General features: G+C 63.1%; 19 protein-coding genes. 13 read left to right on the plus strand and 6 right to left on the minus strand.

The annotated features are described in order from the left end of the window. The first annotated feature begins 14 nt into the window (after positions 1-14). From AC07XM_RS04530 to AC07XM_RS04560, 7 genes are all read left to right on the plus strand, one after another. Positions 15-1,259 (plus strand): NAD(P)/FAD-dependent oxidoreductase, encoded by a 1,245-nt coding sequence (locus tag AC07XM_RS04530; RefSeq protein WP_016487463.1) that lies wholly within the window; start codon positions 15-17, stop codon positions 1,257-1,259. Between the two features lie 22 nt (positions 1,260-1,281). Continuing rightward, a complete protein-coding gene (locus AC07XM_RS04535) occupies positions 1,282-2,064 on the plus strand; it encodes an amino acid ABC transporter ATP-binding protein (RefSeq protein ID WP_016487464.1) in 783 nt (260 codons plus the stop codon). Between the two features lie 440 nt (positions 2,065-2,504). After that, on the plus strand, positions 2,505-3,314 hold the full coding sequence (locus AC07XM_RS04540; RefSeq protein ID WP_016487465.1) for a gamma-glutamyl-gamma-aminobutyrate hydrolase family protein: 810 nt from the start codon (positions 2,505-2,507) through the stop codon (positions 3,312-3,314). A 451-nt stretch (positions 3,315-3,765) separates the two neighbouring features. Then, positions 3,766-4,677, plus strand: coding sequence for a 5-dehydro-4-deoxyglucarate dehydratase (kdgD, locus tag AC07XM_RS04545; RefSeq protein ID WP_016487466.1), 912 nt, complete (start codon positions 3,766-3,768; stop codon positions 4,675-4,677). Positions 4,678-4,781: 104 nt separating this feature from the next. Continuing rightward, positions 4,782-6,146: an MFS transporter gene (locus AC07XM_RS04550; RefSeq protein WP_016487467.1), complete on the plus strand. Its 1,365-nt coding sequence runs from the start codon at positions 4,782-4,784 to the stop codon at positions 6,144-6,146. A gap of 79 nt (positions 6,147-6,225) precedes the next feature. Beyond that, positions 6,226-7,779 (plus strand): galactarate dehydratase, encoded by a 1,554-nt coding sequence (gene garD, locus AC07XM_RS04555; protein WP_070086700.1) that lies wholly within the window; start codon positions 6,226-6,228, stop codon positions 7,777-7,779. 159 nt (positions 7,780-7,938) lie between these two features. After that, positions 7,939-9,519, plus strand: coding sequence for an aldehyde dehydrogenase (NADP(+)) (locus tag AC07XM_RS04560; RefSeq protein WP_060518280.1), 1,581 nt, complete (start codon positions 7,939-7,941; stop codon positions 9,517-9,519). 141 nt (positions 9,520-9,660) lie between these two features. Here AC07XM_RS04560 and AC07XM_RS04565 read toward each other — a convergent pair whose 3' ends face one another. After that, entirely contained in the window at positions 9,661-10,410 is a 750-nt protein-coding gene (locus tag AC07XM_RS04565) for a FadR/GntR family transcriptional regulator (protein ID WP_016487470.1), read from the minus strand. 198 nt (positions 10,411-10,608) lie between these two features. Between AC07XM_RS04565 and AC07XM_RS04570 the strand changes: the two genes are divergently transcribed. Together AC07XM_RS04570 and AC07XM_RS04575 are read left to right on the plus strand one after the other, a co-directional pair. Next, entirely contained in the window at positions 10,609-11,259 is a 651-nt protein-coding gene (locus tag AC07XM_RS04570; protein ID WP_102689897.1) for a DUF998 domain-containing protein, read from the plus strand. A 74-nt stretch (positions 11,260-11,333) separates the two neighbouring features. Continuing rightward, positions 11,334-11,663, plus strand: coding sequence for a hypothetical protein (locus tag AC07XM_RS04575; protein WP_102689898.1), 330 nt, complete (start codon positions 11,334-11,336; stop codon positions 11,661-11,663). A 166-nt stretch (positions 11,664-11,829) separates the two neighbouring features. Here the strand turns inward: AC07XM_RS04575 and AC07XM_RS04580 are convergent, their stop codons facing one another. Continuing rightward, on the minus strand, positions 11,830-13,044 hold the full coding sequence (locus tag AC07XM_RS04580; RefSeq protein WP_024717475.1) for a YeeE/YedE family protein: 1,215 nt from the start codon (positions 13,042-13,044) through the stop codon (positions 11,830-11,832). A gap of 168 nt (positions 13,045-13,212) precedes the next feature. Here AC07XM_RS04580 and AC07XM_RS04585 point away from each other — a divergent pair, with 168 nt between their 5' ends. Beyond that, on the plus strand, positions 13,213-14,121 hold the full coding sequence (locus AC07XM_RS04585; RefSeq protein WP_016487474.1) for a LysR family transcriptional regulator: 909 nt from the start codon (positions 13,213-13,215) through the stop codon (positions 14,119-14,121). Here the strand turns inward: AC07XM_RS04585 and AC07XM_RS04590 are convergent, their stop codons facing one another. Beyond that, positions 14,122-14,640, minus strand: a complete 519-nt coding sequence (locus tag AC07XM_RS04590) for a DMT family transporter (protein ID WP_102689899.1) — start codon at positions 14,638-14,640, stop codon at positions 14,122-14,124. A 220-nt stretch (positions 14,641-14,860) separates the two neighbouring features. Between AC07XM_RS04590 and AC07XM_RS04595 the strand changes: the two genes are divergently transcribed. Continuing rightward, complete coding sequence (locus tag AC07XM_RS04595; RefSeq protein WP_102689900.1) at positions 14,861-15,625, plus strand: hypothetical protein; 765 nt, start codon at positions 14,861-14,863, stop codon at positions 15,623-15,625. A 4-nt stretch (positions 15,626-15,629) separates the two neighbouring features. On the opposite strand, the gene AC07XM_RS04600 is transcribed toward AC07XM_RS04595, so the two are convergent. The 3 genes from AC07XM_RS04600 to AC07XM_RS04610 all read right to left on the minus strand — a co-directional run bounded on the left by AC07XM_RS04600 (position 15,630) and on the right by AC07XM_RS04610 (position 18,080). Further along, the gene (locus AC07XM_RS04600) at positions 15,630-16,211 is read right to left on the minus strand and encodes a hypothetical protein (protein WP_102689901.1); all 582 of its coding nucleotides are present in this window, start codon (positions 16,209-16,211) and stop codon (positions 15,630-15,632) included. A 151-nt stretch (positions 16,212-16,362) separates the two neighbouring features. Continuing rightward, complete coding sequence (locus AC07XM_RS04605) at positions 16,363-17,655, minus strand: PQQ-dependent sugar dehydrogenase (RefSeq protein ID WP_016487478.1); 1,293 nt, start codon at positions 17,653-17,655, stop codon at positions 16,363-16,365. Beyond that, the gene (locus AC07XM_RS04610) at positions 17,652-18,080 is read right to left on the minus strand and encodes a DUF2231 domain-containing protein (protein WP_102689902.1); all 429 of its coding nucleotides are present in this window, start codon (positions 18,078-18,080) and stop codon (positions 17,652-17,654) included. The genes AC07XM_RS04605 and AC07XM_RS04610 overlap by 4 nt, the downstream gene beginning before the upstream one ends. Before the next feature lie 166 nt (positions 18,081-18,246). Here AC07XM_RS04610 and AC07XM_RS04615 point away from each other — a divergent pair, with 166 nt between their 5' ends. Continuing rightward, positions 18,247-18,534, plus strand: a complete 288-nt coding sequence (locus AC07XM_RS04615) for a DUF4189 domain-containing protein (protein ID WP_016487480.1) — start codon at positions 18,247-18,249, stop codon at positions 18,532-18,534. A 314-nt stretch (positions 18,535-18,848) separates the two neighbouring features. Next, a partial coding sequence (locus AC07XM_RS04620; RefSeq protein ID WP_218279309.1) for a hypothetical protein occupies positions 18,849-19,030 on the plus strand: 182 nt, incomplete at its 3' end.

Genomic DNA, 19,030 nt, shown 5'->3' on the forward strand with positions numbered 1-19,030 from the left:
GAAGGATACGCTCCATGCATTGCCAGACCCTTGTCCTCGGCGCCGGCATCGTCGGCGTCAGCACCGCCCTGCACTTGCAGGCCCGCGGGCGCCAGGTAGTCCTGATCGACCGCGACGAACCCGGCAGCGGTACCAGCCACGGCAACGCCGGGCTGATCGAGCGCTCCAGCGTCATCCCCTATGCCTTCCCCCGGCAGGTGGGTGCCTTGCTGCGCTACGGCCTGAACCGCCAGCCCGACGTGCGCTACAGCCTGGCGCACCTGCCAAAGGCGGCGCCGTGGCTATGGCGCTACTGGCGCCAGTCGGCCCCGGCGCGCCTGGCCGGGGCCGCCGCCGATATGCTGCCGCTGGTGCAGCGCTGCGTCGAAGAACACGACGCATTGATCGAAGCCGCTGGCCTGGAAGGGCTGGTGCAGGCCAAAGGCTGGATCGAAGTGTTCCGTGACCCTGCCCTGTTCGAGCAGGCCAAGGCCGACGCCAAGGGCCTGAGCCGCTATGGCCTGCAATTCGAAATCCTGGAATGCGGGCAGTTGCAGGCTCGCGAGCATCAACTGGATGCCACCGTGGTCGGCGGCATCCACTGGCTCGACCCCAAGACCGTGAACAACCCCGGCGCCCTCACACGCGGCTACGCGGCGCTGTTCCTGCAGCGCGGCGGGCAGTTCCTGCACGGTGATGCGCGCAGCCTGCGCCAGGCCGACGGCCAATGGCGGGTAGAGAGCCGCCGTGGCCCGATTACCGCCGACGAGGTGGTGGCCTGCCTCGGCCCGCAATCGGCCGAGCTGTTCAGCGGCCTGGGCTACCAGATTCCGCTGGCGATCAAGCGGGGCTATCACATGCACTACAGCACCCGTGACGGCGCAACGCTTGAGCATTCAATCTGCGACACCCAGGGCGGCTACGTGCTGGCACCGATGGCGCGCGGCGTGCGCCTGACCACCGGCATCGAATTCGACGCCAGCAGCGCACCAGGGAACCAGATCCAGCTGGGCCGCTGCGAGGCGCTGGCGCGCAAGCTGTTCCCGGCTTTGGGTGAGCGCCTGGACGATACCCCTTGGCTCGGCCGCCGCCCGTGCCTGCCCGACATGCGCCCGGTCATCGGCCCCGCAGCGCGCCACCCCGGGCTGTGGTTCAACTTTGGCCACGCCCACCACGGCCTTACCCTGGGCCCGGTCAGCGGCCGACTGGTGGCCGAGCTGATCACCGGCGAGCCCCCTTTCACCGACCCTGCGCCCTACAGCGCGACTCGTTTCGACTGAACCCACGCGGGAGAAAAACAACATGACCGCCCCCCTGAGCCTTGCAAGCCTTGCCCCCGAGCCCGACCCACGCCCGGTGCTGATCCGCATCGAAGGCCTGAACAAGCACTACGGCGCGTTCCACGTGCTGCACAACATCAACCTGCAGGTGCGCGAAGGCGAACGCATCGTGCTGTGTGGGCCGTCCGGCTCGGGCAAGTCGACCCTCATCCGCTGCATCAACCGCCTGGAAGTGGCCCAGCAGGGCACCATCCAGGTGGATGGCATCGACCTGGCCGCCACCACCCGGGAAGCGGCGCAGGTACGCAGCGACATCGGCATGGTGTTCCAGCATTTCAACCTGTTCCCGCACATGAGCGTGCTCGACAACTGCCTGCTGGCCCCCACCAGCGTGCGCGGGCTGTCGCGCAAGGACGCCGAAGAGCGGGCGCGCATGTACCTGAGCAAGGTGGGTATCGAGAGCCAGGCGCACAAGTACCCCAGCCAGCTATCAGGCGGCCAGCAGCAGCGCGTCGCGATTGCCAGGGCACTGTGCATGAAGCCGCGGATCATGCTGTTTGACGAGCCCACCTCGGCGCTGGACCCGGAAATGGTCGCTGAAGTGCTGGATGTGCTGGTACAACTGGCCGGCACGGGCATGACCATGCTCTGCGTCACCCATGAAATGGGCTTTGCCCGGCAGGTAGCCGAGCGGGTGCTGTTCCTTGAGGGTGGGCACATCATCGAAGACAGCCCGCCGCAGGTGTTCTTCAACCAGCCGCGTACCGAGCGGGCCAAGGCGTTCCTGGCGCAGATACTGCACTGAGCAAAATGTTTGATGCTTGTGCTGACCCTATCGCCGGCAAGCCAGCTCCCCAGGATATCTGCAGCTTTCAAGGCCGATGCAGTACCTGTGGGAGCTGGCTTGCCGGCGATAGGGCCAGTAGCACAAACTCCAGGCCCCCTTCATTGCACCGCTGCAAAGACCCAACTGCGTCGTTAAATATTATTGACCAACACCCCCGCCAAACCCACGCCGCCACAGGCCCGCATCGGTTTCATCCCCCAAAAACCGGTGCATTCCCCGCACTAAAGCCCGCTTCCGTCGTTTGACATATCGAACGGCTCTGGCAAGCTATCTACAAGCCCCGACCGGAATCGTCGCCTCTGACGAGCCGGCAGTGCTCGGAGCTTCAGGCTGCACCCAGGGCCCCGCGCCGTGCACCTGCACAACAACGACAGGCTGAACCTGTCCCAAGGTGACATATGTCCAACAGCAACATTGGCAACAAGCAACCTTCCCTGCGCAAACCCGTCGTCCTGATGACCATGGGCAGCCAAGAGCGCAAAGGCCATGACTATCAGGTCATGACCCACAAATACATCACCCCGCTGGTCGAATTCTCCGATTGCGTCCCGGTACTGGTGCCCACCTGCTGCGGCACTGAAGACCTCGACACCTACCTGGACATGGCCGACGGCGTGTACCTGACCGGCGCTGGCAGCAACATCGACCCGGCCCTTTACGGCCAGGAGAATGAAACCCCAGGCAAGGGCCAGGACCAGAACCGCGACCTGTTCGACATCCCGCTGGTGAAAGCGGCGATCAAGCGTGGCCTGCCGATTTTCGGCATCTGCCGTGGCATGCAGGAAATCAACGTGGCCCTGGGTGGCGACATCTACCAGAAGGTGTACGCCGAGCCTGGCTTCAACGACCACCGGGAAAACCCTGAAGACCCGGTTGAAGTGCAGTACGCCCAGGTACATGGTGTGAAGATCAAGCCGGGCAGCTGGCTGCGTGACACCCTGGGTACCGACGAAATTCGCGTCAACTCGCTGCATGGCCAAGGGCTGCGCACGCTCGGCGCCGGCATCGAAGCCATCGCACTGGCCGAAGACGGCCTGGTCGAGGCCATTCACGCCCCGAGCATTTCGCCCTTCCTGTTCGCTGTGCAGTGGCACCCGGAGTGGCAAGCTGCGAAGAACCCGGATTCGATCAAGATGTTCCAGGCCTTCGGCGATGCTTGCCGTGCCCAGGTACGCAAAGCGCAAATCAAGCGCCAGCACGCGGCCTGACCTTCAGTTTCCTCTGCTTTGATCGCGGGGCGGCGCAAGGCCGCCCCCGTATCCCCGGTCACCCTCTGCTGGTCCCAGAACACTTCCCGTGGAATCGGGCGGCGGCCTTGTGCCTGTCTCCGCGATCGTTTTTTTCCTTCCCCATAAAGAGATACGATGACTGATAGCGGATAGTCTGCCATCGGTGTCTTGCCTTGCGCCATGGTTCGCCTGCATTGGCCTCTTCGCGGGTAAACCCGCTCCCACAGGGATCTGCACAGGGGTCAAAGGGGGCGCCGTCCCTGTGGGAGCGGGTTTACCCGCGAAGAGGCCAGTACAGGTAATCCCCCTTCCTCCTTGCCTCACTGCAAAAAATCTCGCAAAGGGGACTAGTCACCGCTCAAGTTGTACGATAACTTACCTCCAGCACAGAACAACACCTTCACCCAAGCGCCACAGGATGCCTACAACAATGAATCCACAAGAACTTAAATCCATCCTCTCCCACGGCCTGCTGTCTTTCCCGGTCACCGACTTCAACGCCCAGGGCGATTTCCACCAGGCTGGCTACATCAAGCGCCTGGAATGGCTGGCCCCGTATGGCGCCAGCGCCCTGTTCGCCGCGGGTGGTACCGGTGAGTTCTTCTCCCTGGCCGCCAGCGAATACAGCCAGGTGATCAAGACCGCCGTCGACACCTGCGCCACTTCTGTCCCTATCCTCGCTGGCGTGGGCGGCTCCACCCGCCAGGCCATCGAATACGCACAGGAAGCCGAGCGCCTGGGTGCCAAAGGCCTGCTGCTGCTGCCGCACTACCTGACCGAAGCCAGCCAGGACGGCGTCGCCGCCCACGTCGAAGCAGTGTGCAAATCGGTGAAGATCGGGGTGGTGGTGTACAACCGCAACGTCTGCCGCCTGAATGCCGACCTGCTGGAAAAACTGGCCGAGCGCTGCCCGAACCTGATCGGCTACAAGGATGGCCTGGGTGATATCGAGCTGATGGTGTCGATCCGTCGCCGCCTGGGCGAGCGTTTCAGCTATCTGGGCGGCCTGCCGACCGCCGAAGTGTATGCTGCCGCCTACAAGGCCCTGGGCGTACCGGTGTACTCCTCCGCCGTGTTCAACTTCGTGCCGAAGACCGCCATGGACTTCTACAACGCCATCGCCCGTGACGACCACGCTGCCGTGGCCAAACTGATCGACGATTTCTTCCTGCCGTACCTGGACATCCGCAACCGCAAGGCCGGCTACGCCGTGAGCATCGTCAAGGCCGGTGCCAAAATTGCCGGTTACGACGCTGGCCCGGTGCGCACGCCGCTGACCGACCTCACCGCAGAAGAGTACGAGATGCTCGCCGCGCTGATGGACAAGATGGGCCCGCAGTAAGCGTTGCCCGCGGCCTGCCACATGCCGCGCCCGGAGTGGGCCAGCCCCGCTCCGGTTACAATTCGTGAGCCCGCACAAAAATAACTAGTGGGAGTATTGCCAGCATGCAAGCGACTAAGAAGACGCATGTGCGCTACCTGATCCTGTTCATGCTGTTTCTGGTGACCACGATCAACTATGCCGACCGCGCTACCATTGCTATCGCAGGTTCCAGCCTGCAGAAAGATCTCGGCATTGACGCCGTAACCCTCGGTTATATCTTTTCCGCCTTTGGATGGGCTTACGTGGCTGGCCAGATTCCTGGTGGCTGGCTGCTCGATCGCTTCGGTTCCAAAAACGTTTACGCTTTCAGCATCTTCACCTGGTCGCTGTTTACCCTGCTGCAGGGGTTTGTCGGTGGCCTGCCGGTTGCCTGGGCTGTCGTCACCCTCTTCACCCTGCGCTTTCTGGTCGGTTTCGCCGAAGCCCCGTCGTTCCCGGGCAACGCGCGCATCGTCGCCGCCTGGTTCCCGACGCAGGAGCGCGGCACTGCCTCAGCCATTTTCAACTCGGCGCAGTACTTTGCCACTGCGCTGTTCGCCCCGATCATGGGCTGGATCGTGTTCAGCTTCGGCTGGGAGCACGTGTTCGTGGTCATGGGTGTGCTGGGCATCATCTTCTCGATGGTGTGGCTGAAAACCATTTACAACCCTCGCCAACACCCACGCATCAGCCAAAGCGAGCTCGAACACATCGAGCAGAACGGTGGCCTGGTGGACATGGACCAGAAGCGCGGCAACGCCGGCCCGAAATGGGGCTACATCAAGCAACTGCTGACCAGCCGCATGCTGCTGGGCGTGTACCTGGGTCAGTACTGCATCAACGCCATCACCTACTTCTTCCTCACCTGGTTCCCCGTGTACCTTGTGCAGGAACGTGGCATGACCATCCTCAAGGCCGGCTTCATCGCCTCCCTGCCGGCGGTCTGCGGTTTCATTGGTGGCGTGCTGGGGGGCGTGATCTCCGACTGGCTGCTGCGCCGGGGCAACTCGCTGACCTTCTCGCGCAAACTGCCCATCGTGTGCGGCCTGCTGCTGTCGACCACCATGGTGTTCTGCAACTATGTGGATGCCGAGTGGATGGTGGTTGGTTTCATGACCCTGGCGTTCTTCGGTAAAGGCATTGGCGCGCTGGGCTGGGCGGTGGTGGCAGATACCTCGCCGAAGCAGATCGCCGGGCTGTCCGGTGGCCTGTTCAATACGTTCGGCAACATCGCCTCAATCACCACCCCTATCGTGATCGGCTACATCATCAGCGCCACCGGCTCGTTCAAGTGGGCACTGGTGTACGTGGGCGCCAACGCCCTGGTAGCGGTGTTCAGCTACCTGGTAATCGTCGGCCCGATCAAGCGTATCGAGCTGCGCGACGATGCCCCAAAGCCACAGGCTGAGCCTGCCGCCAACGGCGAACTGGCCAGCTCGCGTCACTGAGTGAACACGCCCGCACCGATGCAACCGGTGCGGGCGGATGTACAAAAAAGCCTGAGAACCTGACAAGTAGGGCCCAAACATGCAGTTGATCGAACATTCCGACTCGCCCCGCTACGTCCGCCTGCACGACGACGATAACGTCGTGGTGGTGGTCAACGACGGCGGCCTGGGCGAAGGTGCCCGCTTTGCCGACGGCCTGACCCTGGTCGAAGGGGTGCCACAAAGCCACAAGGTGGCCACCGTGGCCATCGCCAAAGGTGAGCCGGTGCGCCGCTATGGGCAAATCATTGGCTACGCGCTGGAAGACCTGCACCAGGGCAGCTGGGTGCAGGAAAGCCAACTGGCCATGCCGTCCGCCCCGGAGCTGGACAGCCTGCCGCGCTGCGATGCCGTCCCACACCCGCTGCCGCCGCTCGAAGGCTTCACGTTCGAAGGCTACCGCAACGCCGACGGCACCGTCGGCACCCGCAACATCCTCGGTATCACCACCACCGTGCAGTGCGTGACCGGCGTGCTCGAGCATGCGGTCAAGCGTATTCGCAGTGAACTGCTGCCCAAGTACCCCAATGTCGATGACGTGGTAGCCATCACCCACAGCTACGGCTGCGGGGTGGCCATCAACGCGCGCGACGCCTACATCCCGATCCGCACCGTGCGCAACCTGGCGCGCAACCCCAACCTGGGTGGCGAGGCGCTGGTCATCAGCCTGGGCTGCGAAAAGCTGCAGGCCGGCCAGGTGATGCACGAAAACGACCCTTCGGTAGACCTCAGCGACCCGTGGCTGTACCGCCTGCAGGACGCCAGCCTGGGCTTTGTGGAAATGATCGAGCAGATCATGGCGCTGGCCGAAACCCGACTGAAGAAACTTGACCAGCGCCGCCGCGAAACCGTACCGGCCAGCGAGTTGATCCTTGGCATGCAGTGCGGTGGCAGCGACGCCTTCTCGGGCATCACCGCCAACCCCGCGCTGGGCTACGCCGCCGACTTGCTGGTACGCGCCGGCGCCACCGTGCTGTTCTCCGAAGTGACCGAGGTGCGCGACGCCATCTACATGCTGACCTCACGTGCCGAAAACCAGGAGGTCGCCGGCGCCCTGATCCGCGAAATGGACTGGTACGACCGCTACCTGCAACAAGGCGCCGCCGACCGCAGCGCCAACACGACGCCGGGCAACAAAAAAGGTGGCCTGTCCAATATCGTCGAGAAGTCGCTGGGGTCCATCGTCAAGTCCGGCAGTGGCGCTATTCAGGGCGTGCTCGGCCCAGGCGAGCGGGTAACGCGCAAGGGCCTGATTTTCTGCGCCACCCCGGCCAGCGACTTTGTCTGCGGCACCCTGCAACTGGCCGCCGGCATGAACCTGCATGTGTTCACCACTGGCCGAGGCACGCCCTACGGGTTGGCCATGGCGCCAGTGGTCAAGGTGTGCACGCGCAGCGAACTGGCCCAGCGTTGGCCCGACCTGATCGATATTGACGCCGGGCGCATCGCCACAGGGCGTTCGAGCATCGAAGAGCTGGGCTGGGAACTGTTCCATTACTACCTGGACGTAGCCAGCGGCCGCAAGCAGACCTGGGCCGAGCAGCACCGCCTGCACAACGACATCACCCTGTTCAACCCGGCACCGATTACCTGATGCCCCAGGGGTTGCTGGACCATAGAACCAACCCCTTCCCTGTGGGAGCGGGCATGCCCGCGAACACCGGCAAAGCCGGTGCCATACACCGGGTTGCCTGCTTCGCGGGCACGCCCGCTCCCACAGTCCAATTCCCCGTCAGCCAACAGGAGCACCCCAATGCCTGAAATCCTCGGCCACAACTTCATCGCCGGCCAGCGCAGCGCCGCTGGCACTCAGCGCCTGCAGAGCCTGGACGCCAGCACTGGCGAAGCCCTGCCCTACAGCTTCGCTCAAGCCAGCGAAGCTGAAGTAGACCAGGCCGCCAAGGCCGCCGCTGCCGCCTTCGCTGAGTTCCGCCAACTGGCCCCGGCCCGCCGCGCCGAATTCCTCGACGCCATCGCCGCCGAACTGGACGAGCTGGACGACGCCTTCGTCGCCATCGTCTGCCGCGAGACCGCCCTGCCCGCCGCCCGTATTCAAGGCGAGCGTGGGCGCACCAGTGGCCAGATGCGCCTGTTCGCCCAGGTATTGCGCCGTGGCGATTTCCTCGGTGCACGTATCGACCTGGCCTTGCCAGAGCGCCAGCCGATGCCGCGCGTGGACCTGCGCCAGATGCGCATTGGCGTCGGCCCGGTCGCCGTGTTCGGTGCCAGTAACTTCCCGCTAGCCTTCTCTACCGCCGGCGGCGATACCGCTGCGGCGCTGGCCGCCGGTTGCCCGGTGGTGTTCAAGGCGCACAGCGGCCATATGGCCACTGCCGACCTTGTCGGGTGCGCCATCGTGCGCGCCGCCGAGCGCACCGGCATGCCCAAGGGTGTGTTCAACATGGTATTCGGTGGCGGTGTAGGCGAGTGGCTGGTCAAGCACCCGGCCATCCAGGCCGTCGGCTTCACCGGCTCGCTCAAGGGCGGCGACGCCTTGTGCCGCATGGCCGCCGAGCGCCCACAGCCGATACCTGTGTTTGCCGAGATGTCCAGCATCAACCCGGTCATCATCCTGCCAGCCGCCCTGGCCAAACGTGGCGAGGCCATCGCCCGCGAACTGGCAGGCTCGGTGTGCATGGGTGCCGGCCAGTTCTGCACCAACCCTGGGTTGGTGATCGGCCTGCAATCGCCACAGTACAGCCAGCTACTGGCCGACCTTGGCCAGCATCTGGACCAGCAGGCTGGGCAAACCATGCTCAACGCAGGGGGCTTGCGCAGCTACGTGGGAGGGCTTGAGCACCTGCAGGCCCATGCCGGTATCGAGCACCTGGCCGGCCAGCCGCAAGAAGGCAACCAGGCCCGCGCCCAGCTGTTCAAGGCCGATGCCCGCCTGCTGGTCGAGTCTGATCCGCTGCTGCAGGAGGAAGTGTTCGGCCCAACCACCGTGGCCGTAGAAGTGCAGGACAACGACCAACTGCGCAACGCCCTGCTGGGCCTGCGTGGCCAGCTGACCGCTACCCTGATCGGCGAAGCGGAAGATTTCGAGGCCTACGCCTGGCTGGTGCCGCTGCTGGAGGAGAAAGTCGGACGCATCCTGATCAATGGCTACCCGACCGGTGTCGAAGTAAGTGATGCCATGGTCCACGGTGGGCCTTACCCTGCGACCTCGGATGCCCGCGGTACCTCGGTGGGTACCTTGGCCATCGACCGCTTCCTGCGCCCGGTGTGTTACCAGAACTACCCGCAGGCCCTGCTGCCTGAAGCCTTGCGCGACGGAAACCCATTGGGGCTGCGCCGCCTGGTGAATGGGCAATGGAGTGACCAGGCGATCTGACCGAACGCCTGAAACAACAAAGCCCCGCATATGGCGGGGCTTTTCTTTGGGCTTTAGCGCCCTGCTACACCCTCAAGGATATGCAGATCCCAGTGGGAGCGGCCGTGCCCGCGAAGAGGCCAGTACCGGCGACCAAAGGTCTCAGACCCCCTGCGCCTCAGCCTCTTCATGCACCTGACGCAAGCGCTCACGGCTATTGCTCAGGTGCATGCGCATGGCCATTTTTGCCCCTTCACTGTCACGCCGGGCGATTGCTTCATAAATGGCCTCGTGCTCATGCATCAAGCGGCTCATGTAGTGCGCCTGGTCATCATGCGCCAACCGCGCAGAGTTGACCCGGGTACGCGGGATGATGCTGGTACCCAAGTGGTTGATGATATCGGCAAAGTAGTGGTTGCCGCTGGCCTGGGCAATGCGCAGGTGGAACTGGAAGTCCGCCGAAACCGCATCATTGGCATGGGCCGCCCCTTCATTGAGTTCGTCCAGCGCCGCGCGCATGCCCGCCAGCTCTTCATCACTGCGCCGCTGCGCCGCCAGGCCCGCCGATTCGATCTCCAGCGCAATACGCAATTCCAGCACCGCCAGCACTTCACGCAGGGTGACCACAGTCGCCGGGTCGATGCGAAAGCCCCCCGAAGCGGGCGCGTCCAGCACGAACGTACCGATCCCATGGCGTGTCTCGACCTGCCCGGCCGCCTGCAGCCGCGAGATCGCCTCACGCACCACGGTGCGGCTCACGCCCTCTTCAACCATGATCTGCGATTCGGTCGGCAGCTTGTCGCCACGCTTGAGCTGGCCACTGCGAATGCGTTCGGTCAGCACTGTGACCAGTTCCTGGGCCAGACTACGCGGCTTGCGCCGGGTCCTTGCCTGTACCTGCTGCTCTGTCATTGCCCTGTATTTCACCTTGGAAGACAGCGCTCATCATAGCGCAAGCAGTTGTACGATCACATACACCCGGTGCGGTATTTATTGCTCCTGCTTGCACCCCTCGCCCATGGAAAAACCGGTACAAGCGCTGGCCCAGAGCCCGCACAAGCCTGTACTGTGCGCCTTTGCGCTCACTCATCCATGGAAGGAAAATGCAGCATGAAACCTCTCGACCGTCTGTTGCTCGCCAGCGGCCTGCTGATACCCCTGTGGTTGCTGGCAGGTGTGTGGCTCACCGCCCAGGCTTACCCCGGCTATGACCACCTGCAACAGGCCATGAGCCAGCTCGGCGCCGTAGGCGCGCCCACCCACAGCTGGTCACCACTGGCCAACAACTTCCCCCTGGCGGCCCTGTTCGCGCTGTTTGCCTGGGGCCTGGCGCGGCGCTGGCGTGGATCGAAACTGGCACTGTTGAGTGCGGCCCTGGTGTTGCTGCATGGTGTTGGCAGCCTGGGCACCGGCTGGTTCCCCTGTGACCAGGGTTGCGCACCGGCGCAGCCGTCCATCTCGCAGCAACTGCATAACCTGTTTGGCTTGCTGATGTTCCTCTCGCTGACCCTGGCCAGTGCCCTGTGGGCGTGGCTGGGTAATCGCATTGCAGGCTCGCGGGCCCTGGCGCTGTGCTCGCTGGCCTGCGTGGTGCTGGCGATCATTACCGTCGCACTGATGGGCCAGGCAGCACAAAACGGCCAGCTGTTCGGCCTGTATCAACGGCTGAACTATGGTGTGTCGGTGATTTGGGCGGCCAGCTTGGCCTGGGCAAGCCTGCGCACGCCAGCCGCCAGCCCGCTGCGCATGGCGGTGATCTGACGGCAAATTGCTGGCCCCCTGCATCGCAAAGCGAAGGCAAACTTCGTTCTCCTTCAGATGCTTAGGACAGCAACATGCGAGTAATTCTAGCAACCATGGCCGGGTGCCTGCTGGCCACGCTGGCTTTTGGCGCCCAGGCCCGGGCGCTGAGCCAGAACGATCGCCACACCTGCGGCTGGGGTGCGCAGATCGCCGCCGACGCCCAGCAGGCCAAGCTTTCCGGGGTGACCCTGTATGCCACGCGCAAGAAGCTGCAGGTACGCAAATTCCCCAAACCCTGGATGCGCATGACCGCCTTCGGTATTACCGAGCAGACCTACAACAGCCGCTCGCGGCTCAAGCCTGCCGCGATCAGGCAGACTTACTATGAGCAGTGTATCCAGCACGCTCTTGCCAAAAGATAAATTGCTATTTATCAATAGGTTATCGACGAAATATAAAGTGGTTTTCGAGCACCCTCGATCGCGACCAGTGTGACGCTGCCCAGCCACACGACTGGGCAGCAGACGTTGGATACTCAGGCGAAGTGCAGATGATTTCTGCACCGCTTGCAGCAATTCACGCAGTGCCTCAGCAGCCCGTCAGCACCGCCGGGCGCCGCTCACCCGCGAAAAACAACGGGCGAAGACGCACGCCGATCAGATTACCGGCGTAAGCCGCCACCAGCCACAGCCAGCCATGCACGCTGCCCGAGGCTATGCCACTGAAATACGCACCGATATTACAGCCATAGGCCAGCCGCGAACCGTAGCCCAACAGCAGGCCGCCGATGACTGCGGCAAGCAGCGACGGCAACGGGATTTTCAGGCTTGGCGCAAAGCGCCCCGCCAGGCCAGCCGCCAGCAGCGCACCCAGCACGATGCCCAGGTCCATCACCGTGGTGATGTCTTGCCACAACGGTGAGGCCAACGCCTTGGCATTGGCCGGCGCCTGCCAGAACACCCAGCTGCCGACATCCACGCCCAGGCCGTTGAGGGTTTTGGCCCCCCACAAGGCGAAGGCCGAAGTAATGCCCCACGGCCGCCCCGCCAGCGCCAGGGTCGCGTAGTTGAGCAGTGCCAGGGCAATGGCGCCCCACAGCAACGGCCAGGGGCCACGCAGGAAGCGCCGCAGGCCCTGGTGCTCGCTGGCAACTGGCGCTTCCAGCGCGCCGTGCCGGCGCTTTTCCAGCAGCACGGTGACCCAGGCAATCAGCCCGAACACTGCCAGGCTCACCAGCAGCGCCGGCCCCATACCCCAAACCTGCACGAGCGAGGTTGCCGGGAAAGACGGCAAGGCAAACCACCAGTCGGCATGATGGGTGGCGGTTACAGAACCCATGATGAAGAACAGCAAGGTCACAAGCATGCGCGCATTACCACCGCCCACGGTGAACAATGTGCCCGATGCGCAACCACCACCCAGTTGCATGCCGATGCCGAAGATGAACGCCCCGAACACTACCGAAACACCCGCCGGGGCCACCAGGCCGGTGACCGGGTTACCGAGCAGGCTGCCAGCTGACAATGCGGGAAAGAACAGCAGCACGGCCAGGGCCAGCATGACCATCTGTGCCCGCAGGCCTGCTCCGCGACGCTCGGTGATGAACACCCGCCAGGCCGAGGTGAAGCCGAAGGCGGCGTGATACAAGGTCAGCCCGAGCGCTGCGCCGACCAGCAGGAGCAATACCTGCTTGAAGCCGGCATTCAAATTGAGGAACCAGGCGCCAGCCAACAGTAAGGCCAAGGCGATCATAGGCGCGCCCTGGCGACGCGGTTCAGGTGTGGCAGTTGCGCAAAGACCCATCGGAGTACTCGGATAACAGTAAAACGGGCGAGGAGTATAACCCTAACGGTTAACGCAATCCTTGCAAGAGCGGCCTTGTGTCGCGATGGGCCGCAACGCGACCCCGGCGATATGCAAGGCTTGTTAAGCTAATAAAGACCCCTGGAATGCACCAAGGCCATTTACCCCATGGATGAACTGCGCAAGATCGACCTCAACCTGCTGCTCGCCCTGCATGCCCTGCTCAGCGAAAAGCACGTGACCCGTGCCGCCCTGCGGCTGCACCGCAGCCAACCGGCGGTCAGCCACGCGTTGGCGCAGCTGCGCAAACACTTCGACGACCCCTTGCTGGTACGCCAAGGCGGCGGCATGGCCCTCACCGCCCGTGCCCAGTCGCTGGTAAAACCGCTGCAGGATGCGTTGACCCATCTCAACGGCCTGCTGGCCACCCCCCAGTTCGACCCAGCCAGAGCCCAGCGCCGTTTCCGGCTGTCACTGTCCGACTACTCCTCACGCATCATCCTGCCACCCCTATTGCGCCACCTGCGTCAGATCGCACCTGGGGTGGACCTGGCCATCAGCCAGGCCAGCCGTGAAACCATGCTGGCCCAACTGCTCGATGGCGAACTGGACCTGGCACTGGGCCTGTTCCCGGAGCTGCCTCAGGACATCACCGCCCAGCCCCTGTTTGCCGACCATTTCATCAGTGTTGCCGATCGCCAGGTGTTGCCCGCCAGCGGCAGCCTGGCCCTGACAGACTGGCTGGCACGCCCGCATGTGCTGATGGCCATGCGCCCGGATGCCTTCGACGAAATAGAGCGCGCTCTGGCAGCATCAGGCCTGCGCCGCCGTATCGCCTTGGCCTTGCCACACTGGAGCGCGGCAGTAGAGGTACTCGCTGGCACCGACCTGATCCTCACAGTGGCCAGCCGCGCGGTAGGGTCGTTGCGCCAGCACAAGACGCTGCGCCAGTTCACGCCGCCACTGACCATTCCCTCGTTCGACTACCAGCAGGCCTGGCACAGCCGCAAGGACAGCGACCCCGGGCACCGCTGGCTGCGCGAAACCGTGTGGGCCTGCAGCCAGCCTGGACGCTGATCAGCCTTCTGGCTGCTTTACCGTGGTGATTGCACTGGTCGCTGGCGCCGTCGCCCAGGTGCCTTGAACCAACAGCACGCCACACAGGATCAGCACTACACCTACCACCCTGGCCAGGCTCAGCGGCTTGCCACCCAGCCCCATCACCCCGTAGTGGTCGGCGAGCACTGCCGTGATGATCTGCCCAGCCACCACCAGCACCAAAAAACCCGCTGCGCCCAGCTTGGGCGTAAGCGCCGCAGCGCCCGCCACATACATGGCCCCCAGCACACCCCCGATCCATAGCCACCACGGCCCCTGCAGGGCCTTGCCCAGCTCTGGTACGGGAACCCTGAGGATCAACAGCGCGGCGATTACCACTAGCGAACTCACGGTCAACGATGTGAATGCCCCCCACAACCAATGCCCCAGGGCACGGCCCACGGCAGCATTACCTGCGGCCTGAAACGGCAATACCGCCCCGGCAAGCAACGCCAAGGCAAAGGGAAGCAGCAGTAGGCACAGGGTTTTACTGAACATGGCAGTCCTCATTGCTGAAACATATTGAAGCCATGATCGAAAATTCCCTCCATCTATGGAAATCGAAACCCTGCACACACCTTATTCGCCAGGCGCATATGCGAGTCCGTTTTTTGCCCATGAGCTAGGATACTGTGCTGTCGCGAAACCCCAGGGGCCATACGGGCACGGGTCACAGCAGCAAGAAAAAACAAACACCTGATGTGATGGAACACATTCGATGACTGATGAACGCAAAAACCTGATTGATCACGGGCAGTTGCCAACCCGCAACCTCGCCGAATGCCTGGCAGTAAATCAGGCCACCCTGGTCGGCTCATTGGCCAGCCTGCTACCCGACACACTGGTCGAACAGTTGCTCGCCTGTGCTGAAGCAGCAGCGACGCTCGGCCTTTCCAAGAAAATCGCAGCCATTGGCCTTGAGCTGGGGCGCTGGCTGGAACAAGCTTCCTCGCCAATCCGCCAGCACGTATTCGAACAATGCAGCTCGCATGTTTCCGATACCGTGCGCAGCTGGGCCGCTGTTGCCCAAGTGCATCTGTCGCGCACGCAGGCGCTGGAGCCAGCGCTACTGGCTCAGTTGCGGTTTGCCCGCGATGAGCATTTTGGCGTGCGCGAGTGGGCCTGGATCGCCCTGCGTCCGCGCCTGGTCCAGGAGTTGGGGACTGCGCTCACCCTGCTCGGCCAGCATGCCGGCGATGCGGACCCGCTGGTAAGGCGCTTCTGCATTGAGGTGCTGCGCCCCCGTGGGGTCTGGTGCGAGCACATCACCGCACTCAAGCAGACGCCTGAAGCGGCCGAGCCAATGCTGGTACCGCGCCTGGCAGAAACCGACAAGTACGCCCAGGACTCAGTCGCCAACTGGCTCAATGACGCCAGCAAGACCCGCCCGGACTGGGTGATTCAGCTGTTCGTACAGCATCCGCCGTCATGCAAGGCATCACGACGGATCCATTTACGGGCAACCCGTAGCCTGTCTCGGTAAATAGTCAGCGCGACGTTTCGACGCGCAGCACTTCGGTAAAGATCGCATCGACCGTCTGGCCGACCTCGAGATTACTCATGCGCGCCTGTAATTCCGGGTTTTCGACCTTGACCACCTGCAGCTTGCCCTCAGGTGGCAGCAGGCTCACTTCGTGCGTCTTGAGGTCGATCTTCTTGATCTGCGAGGTGACCCGGACCTGGCGGAATGCCTCGCCACCCGGGTTGGGGTTCTGCGCTGTGGCGCGAATGGTGCCGGACTCCTCGGTGGCCTTCGGCGCCCCACCCACATCGGTGTTGAGCACATAGGCCACGGCGCGGGTAACAAAGATATCGACCTTGTCCCCGACCTTGAGGTTAGGCAGGGCCTTGGCCTGATCCGTGAGCTGGAACGTCACATCCGCTTTGTTATCAGGGCCTTTCACCGTGACCTGGCGGTTGGCCTGGTCGATAGCTGTAACCTGCGTGGTGACATGGCTTTCCAGTGCCTCACTGGCAATCGGAATATCGGCAGCGTACGCCGTAAAGCTGGCAGCGGATGCCAGCGTGGCCAAGGCAACAGCACGAGCGAGAGAGCGAATCGGGTTCATAGACCTGCTTCCATGTGATCAAGCAAAAAAGGGCGCGAATTGTTCACGCGCCAACAAGCATAGACGGTGCCCGCCACCCTGCCGGCGCCAGTTACCTCACCGGCTCCTGGGTGAACCCACCCCACGGGGGTGGATCCGGTCACACCGCTGCTCAACGGTTACGCGTCACCCGCCATACCGTATTGGCCAGGTCATCGGCAATGATCAACGCCCCACGCGGGTCCACAGTAACGCCCACCGGCCGCCCACGCGTCTTGCCATCCTCGCCGCGGAAGCCCGTGGCAAAGTCGATGGGCGCCCCTGCCGGCCTGCCATTGCTGAACGGCACGAATATCACCTTGTAGCCCACCGGATCGGGCCGGTTCCAGCTGCCGTGCTCGCCCACGAACACCCCGTCGGCAAACTCCTTGCCCATGGCCGGGATCGAGAAGTCGACACCCAATGCAGCCACATGCGAGCCCAGGCTGTAGTCCGGCTTGATCGCCGCAGCCACCTTGGCCGGGTTTTGCGGCCGCACCCGATCATCTACATTCTGCCCCCAGTAGCTGTAAGGCCAACCATAGAAGCCACCTTCGCGCACCGAAGTGAGGTAGTCCGGTACCAAGTCGGGGCCCAGCTCATCGCGCTCGTTAACCACCGTCCACAACTGCCCGGTCTGCGGCTGAATGGTCAATGCCGTCGGGTTGCGCAAGCCGGTGGCGTAAGGCCGGTGCGCCCCGGTTTCGGCATCGACCTGCCAGACCATCGCCCGATCGATCTCCACCTCCAGGCCGCGCTCGGTGATGTTGCTGTTCGAGCCGATCCCCACATACAGGTAGCGACCATCAGGGCTGATCGTCAGCGCCTTGGTCCAGTGATGGTTGATCTCGGCCGGCAGGTCGGTGACCTTGGATGGCGGGCCGTCTGCCTGGGTCTGGCCATCCTTGTAGTCGAAACGCACCAGCGCATCCTGGTTGGCCACATACAGCTTGCCGTTGGCAAAGGCCAGGCCATACGGTGCGTTGAGGTTTTCCGCGAACACGGTCTGCACCTCATAGGTGCCATCGCCGTCGGCATCGCGCAACAGGGTCAGGCGGTTGCCACCTTTGACCTGCGTATTGCCCTTGGCCTTGATCTGGCTGGCGATCACATCCTTGGGCTTGAGCTTGGCCGCGCTGCCGCCCCTGCCCTCGGCCACCAGGATGTCGCCATTGGGCAGCACCAGGCTCTGCCGCGGAATCTTCAGGTCAGTGGCAATGGCTGTGACGTTGAAACCCTCCGGCACGGTCGGTTTCTGCTCGCCCCAGGCCACCGGCTGGGCAATCTTCATGCTCGGCAACAAGCCGCGCTGCGGCTCGGGCAACTTGGGGTCCGGACCATGGGCCTGGGTACGCTCGCCGTCACCACCACAGGCACTCAGCAACACCGCCATGCTCAACAGGCTCAATGCATGCAAAGGCTTCATGCAGCACCTCCCGAGCGCAGGTTGCTCAATCCGGTCCAGGCAGCCACTACCGAGAGCACGGTCACGATCACCGACAACACCAGCCCCGACGGCATCACCGCCCAGGCGTCCTTGGCGTGCTCGAACGCATTGATCAAGCCGAGCACCCAGGTCACCAGCAGCAGCACGAAGTACAGCATGGCGCGCCCGCCCTTGCGTTCGGCGCGGACCAGGTTTGCCAGCGCGAACAACAGTGCCAGCCCGCAGAACACCAAGGCACCGGCAATCAGCCAGGCGGCGAAGTTGCTCCACTGGATCTGGTAGCTGTTGAAGTAGGCGATATCGCTCAGCAGTGCGCCAAGGAACAACGGCACACTGCCTGCCAGCAGCAGGGCGTGCAGCGGGCTGGGCGTACAGCGGTAGAGGGTTTGGTCAGTAGCGGTCACAGTGCCTCCTTTTCATTCAGTGACCCAGGGGGCTGATGGGCTTGCGCCATCAGGTGAGCGCAAGGTGCGCTTAGCAAAGGAGCCCCTTCGCGACGCGATAGTTCACCGCTTCGCTACAATGAAATATCCTGCAAGGCATTTGCTGCCAAGCGCAGAAGGGGAACACGTGAGCAGACCAAACGCATACTGGGCCCTGACCACCCTGCTCGCCCTCAGCCTGGCGCTCACCGCTGGTTGCTCCAGCAAAGGCAGCAAGGCGCGCTACGCCACGCCTGCAGTAGGCTCCAACTGCTTCGCCAAAGCCGTACCCACGACTGGCGAAGGCGGCCTGGCCTGGGGCAATACCCTGAGCATTGCGCGGCAAAAATCCATGAACAATTGCATACGCTATGCCGGCCGCTCGGGGGGCGCACCTCGAACTTGCCAAGTAGTGATGGCCAAGTGCAAGAACTGAAAGTTTAACGACCGCCTAATATGTAAGACAACTCCTACAGAAAAGGTCAAACTTTCCACTTATAAAACCACACTCGCGGAACACAAAAACATTCAAATAAAATATTACACTTTCAGCCTCGACCAAGAAGCAGAAATCGAGGCATTGTCTGTCGCCTGAGCCTTAACAAGCCGATCGTTTTTTCATCTCCTGAAACAAGGAAGATATTTCCTACAGCTTTAGCCTCAGCCAACTCTTCCAGTCGTTATTTGCACTGGAACAGGCCGTTCTACGCGTTTGGTCTGAAAAGACTGCTCTCTGAGCAAGGAACTCGCATGAGCAATTCTCCCGTTAGCAGCGCCACTTCCGGTCCCGCCTGTACTGCACGCATCCCCATCCTGCCAGTGCGCTATGCCATCGTGCCACGCACCGGCGACACGCCCGCCTGCCGCTATGCCAGTGCGGGTTTCAATTTGGAACAAAGCTTCCCCCCGCTGCAACACTCTGCCTACACCCT

This window comes from Pseudomonas sp. GW460-LB5 (assembly GCF_059423245.1).

Coding starts and splice junctions, on each gene's coding strand:
- AC07XM_RS04600 (WP_102689901.1), bottom strand. CDS start 16,211: ATGAACCCGATTCGCTCTCTCGCTCGTGCTGTTGCCTTGGCCACGCTG.
- AC07XM_RS04580 (WP_024717475.1), bottom strand. CDS start 13,044: ATGGGTCTTTGCGCAACTGCCACACCTGAACCGCGTCGCCAGGGCGCG.
- kdgD (WP_016487466.1), top strand. CDS start 3,766: ATGAATCCACAAGAACTTAAATCCATCCTCTCCCACGGCCTGCTGTCT.
- AC07XM_RS04595 (WP_102689900.1), top strand. CDS start 14,861: ATGACTGATGAACGCAAAAACCTGATTGATCACGGGCAGTTGCCAACC.
- AC07XM_RS04570 (WP_102689897.1), top strand. CDS start 10,609: ATGAAACCTCTCGACCGTCTGTTGCTCGCCAGCGGCCTGCTGATACCC.
- AC07XM_RS04575 (WP_102689898.1), top strand. CDS start 11,334: ATGCGAGTAATTCTAGCAACCATGGCCGGGTGCCTGCTGGCCACGCTG.
- AC07XM_RS04560 (WP_060518280.1), top strand. CDS start 7,939: ATGCCTGAAATCCTCGGCCACAACTTCATCGCCGGCCAGCGCAGCGCC.
- AC07XM_RS04550 (WP_016487467.1), top strand. CDS start 4,782: ATGCAAGCGACTAAGAAGACGCATGTGCGCTACCTGATCCTGTTCATG.
- AC07XM_RS04605 (WP_016487478.1), bottom strand. CDS start 17,655: ATGAAGCCTTTGCATGCATTGAGCCTGTTGAGCATGGCGGTGTTGCTG.
- AC07XM_RS04565 (WP_016487470.1), bottom strand. CDS start 10,410: ATGACAGAGCAGCAGGTACAGGCAAGGACCCGGCGCAAGCCGCGTAGT.
- AC07XM_RS04540 (WP_016487465.1), top strand. CDS start 2,505: ATGTCCAACAGCAACATTGGCAACAAGCAACCTTCCCTGCGCAAACCC.
- AC07XM_RS04530 (WP_016487463.1), top strand. CDS start 15: ATGCATTGCCAGACCCTTGTCCTCGGCGCCGGCATCGTCGGCGTCAGC.
- AC07XM_RS04590 (WP_102689899.1), bottom strand. CDS start 14,640: ATGTTCAGTAAAACCCTGTGCCTACTGCTGCTTCCCTTTGCCTTGGCG.
- AC07XM_RS04535 (WP_016487464.1), top strand. CDS start 1,282: ATGACCGCCCCCCTGAGCCTTGCAAGCCTTGCCCCCGAGCCCGACCCA.
- garD (WP_070086700.1), top strand. CDS start 6,226: ATGCAGTTGATCGAACATTCCGACTCGCCCCGCTACGTCCGCCTGCAC.
- AC07XM_RS04585 (WP_016487474.1), top strand. CDS start 13,213: ATGGATGAACTGCGCAAGATCGACCTCAACCTGCTGCTCGCCCTGCAT.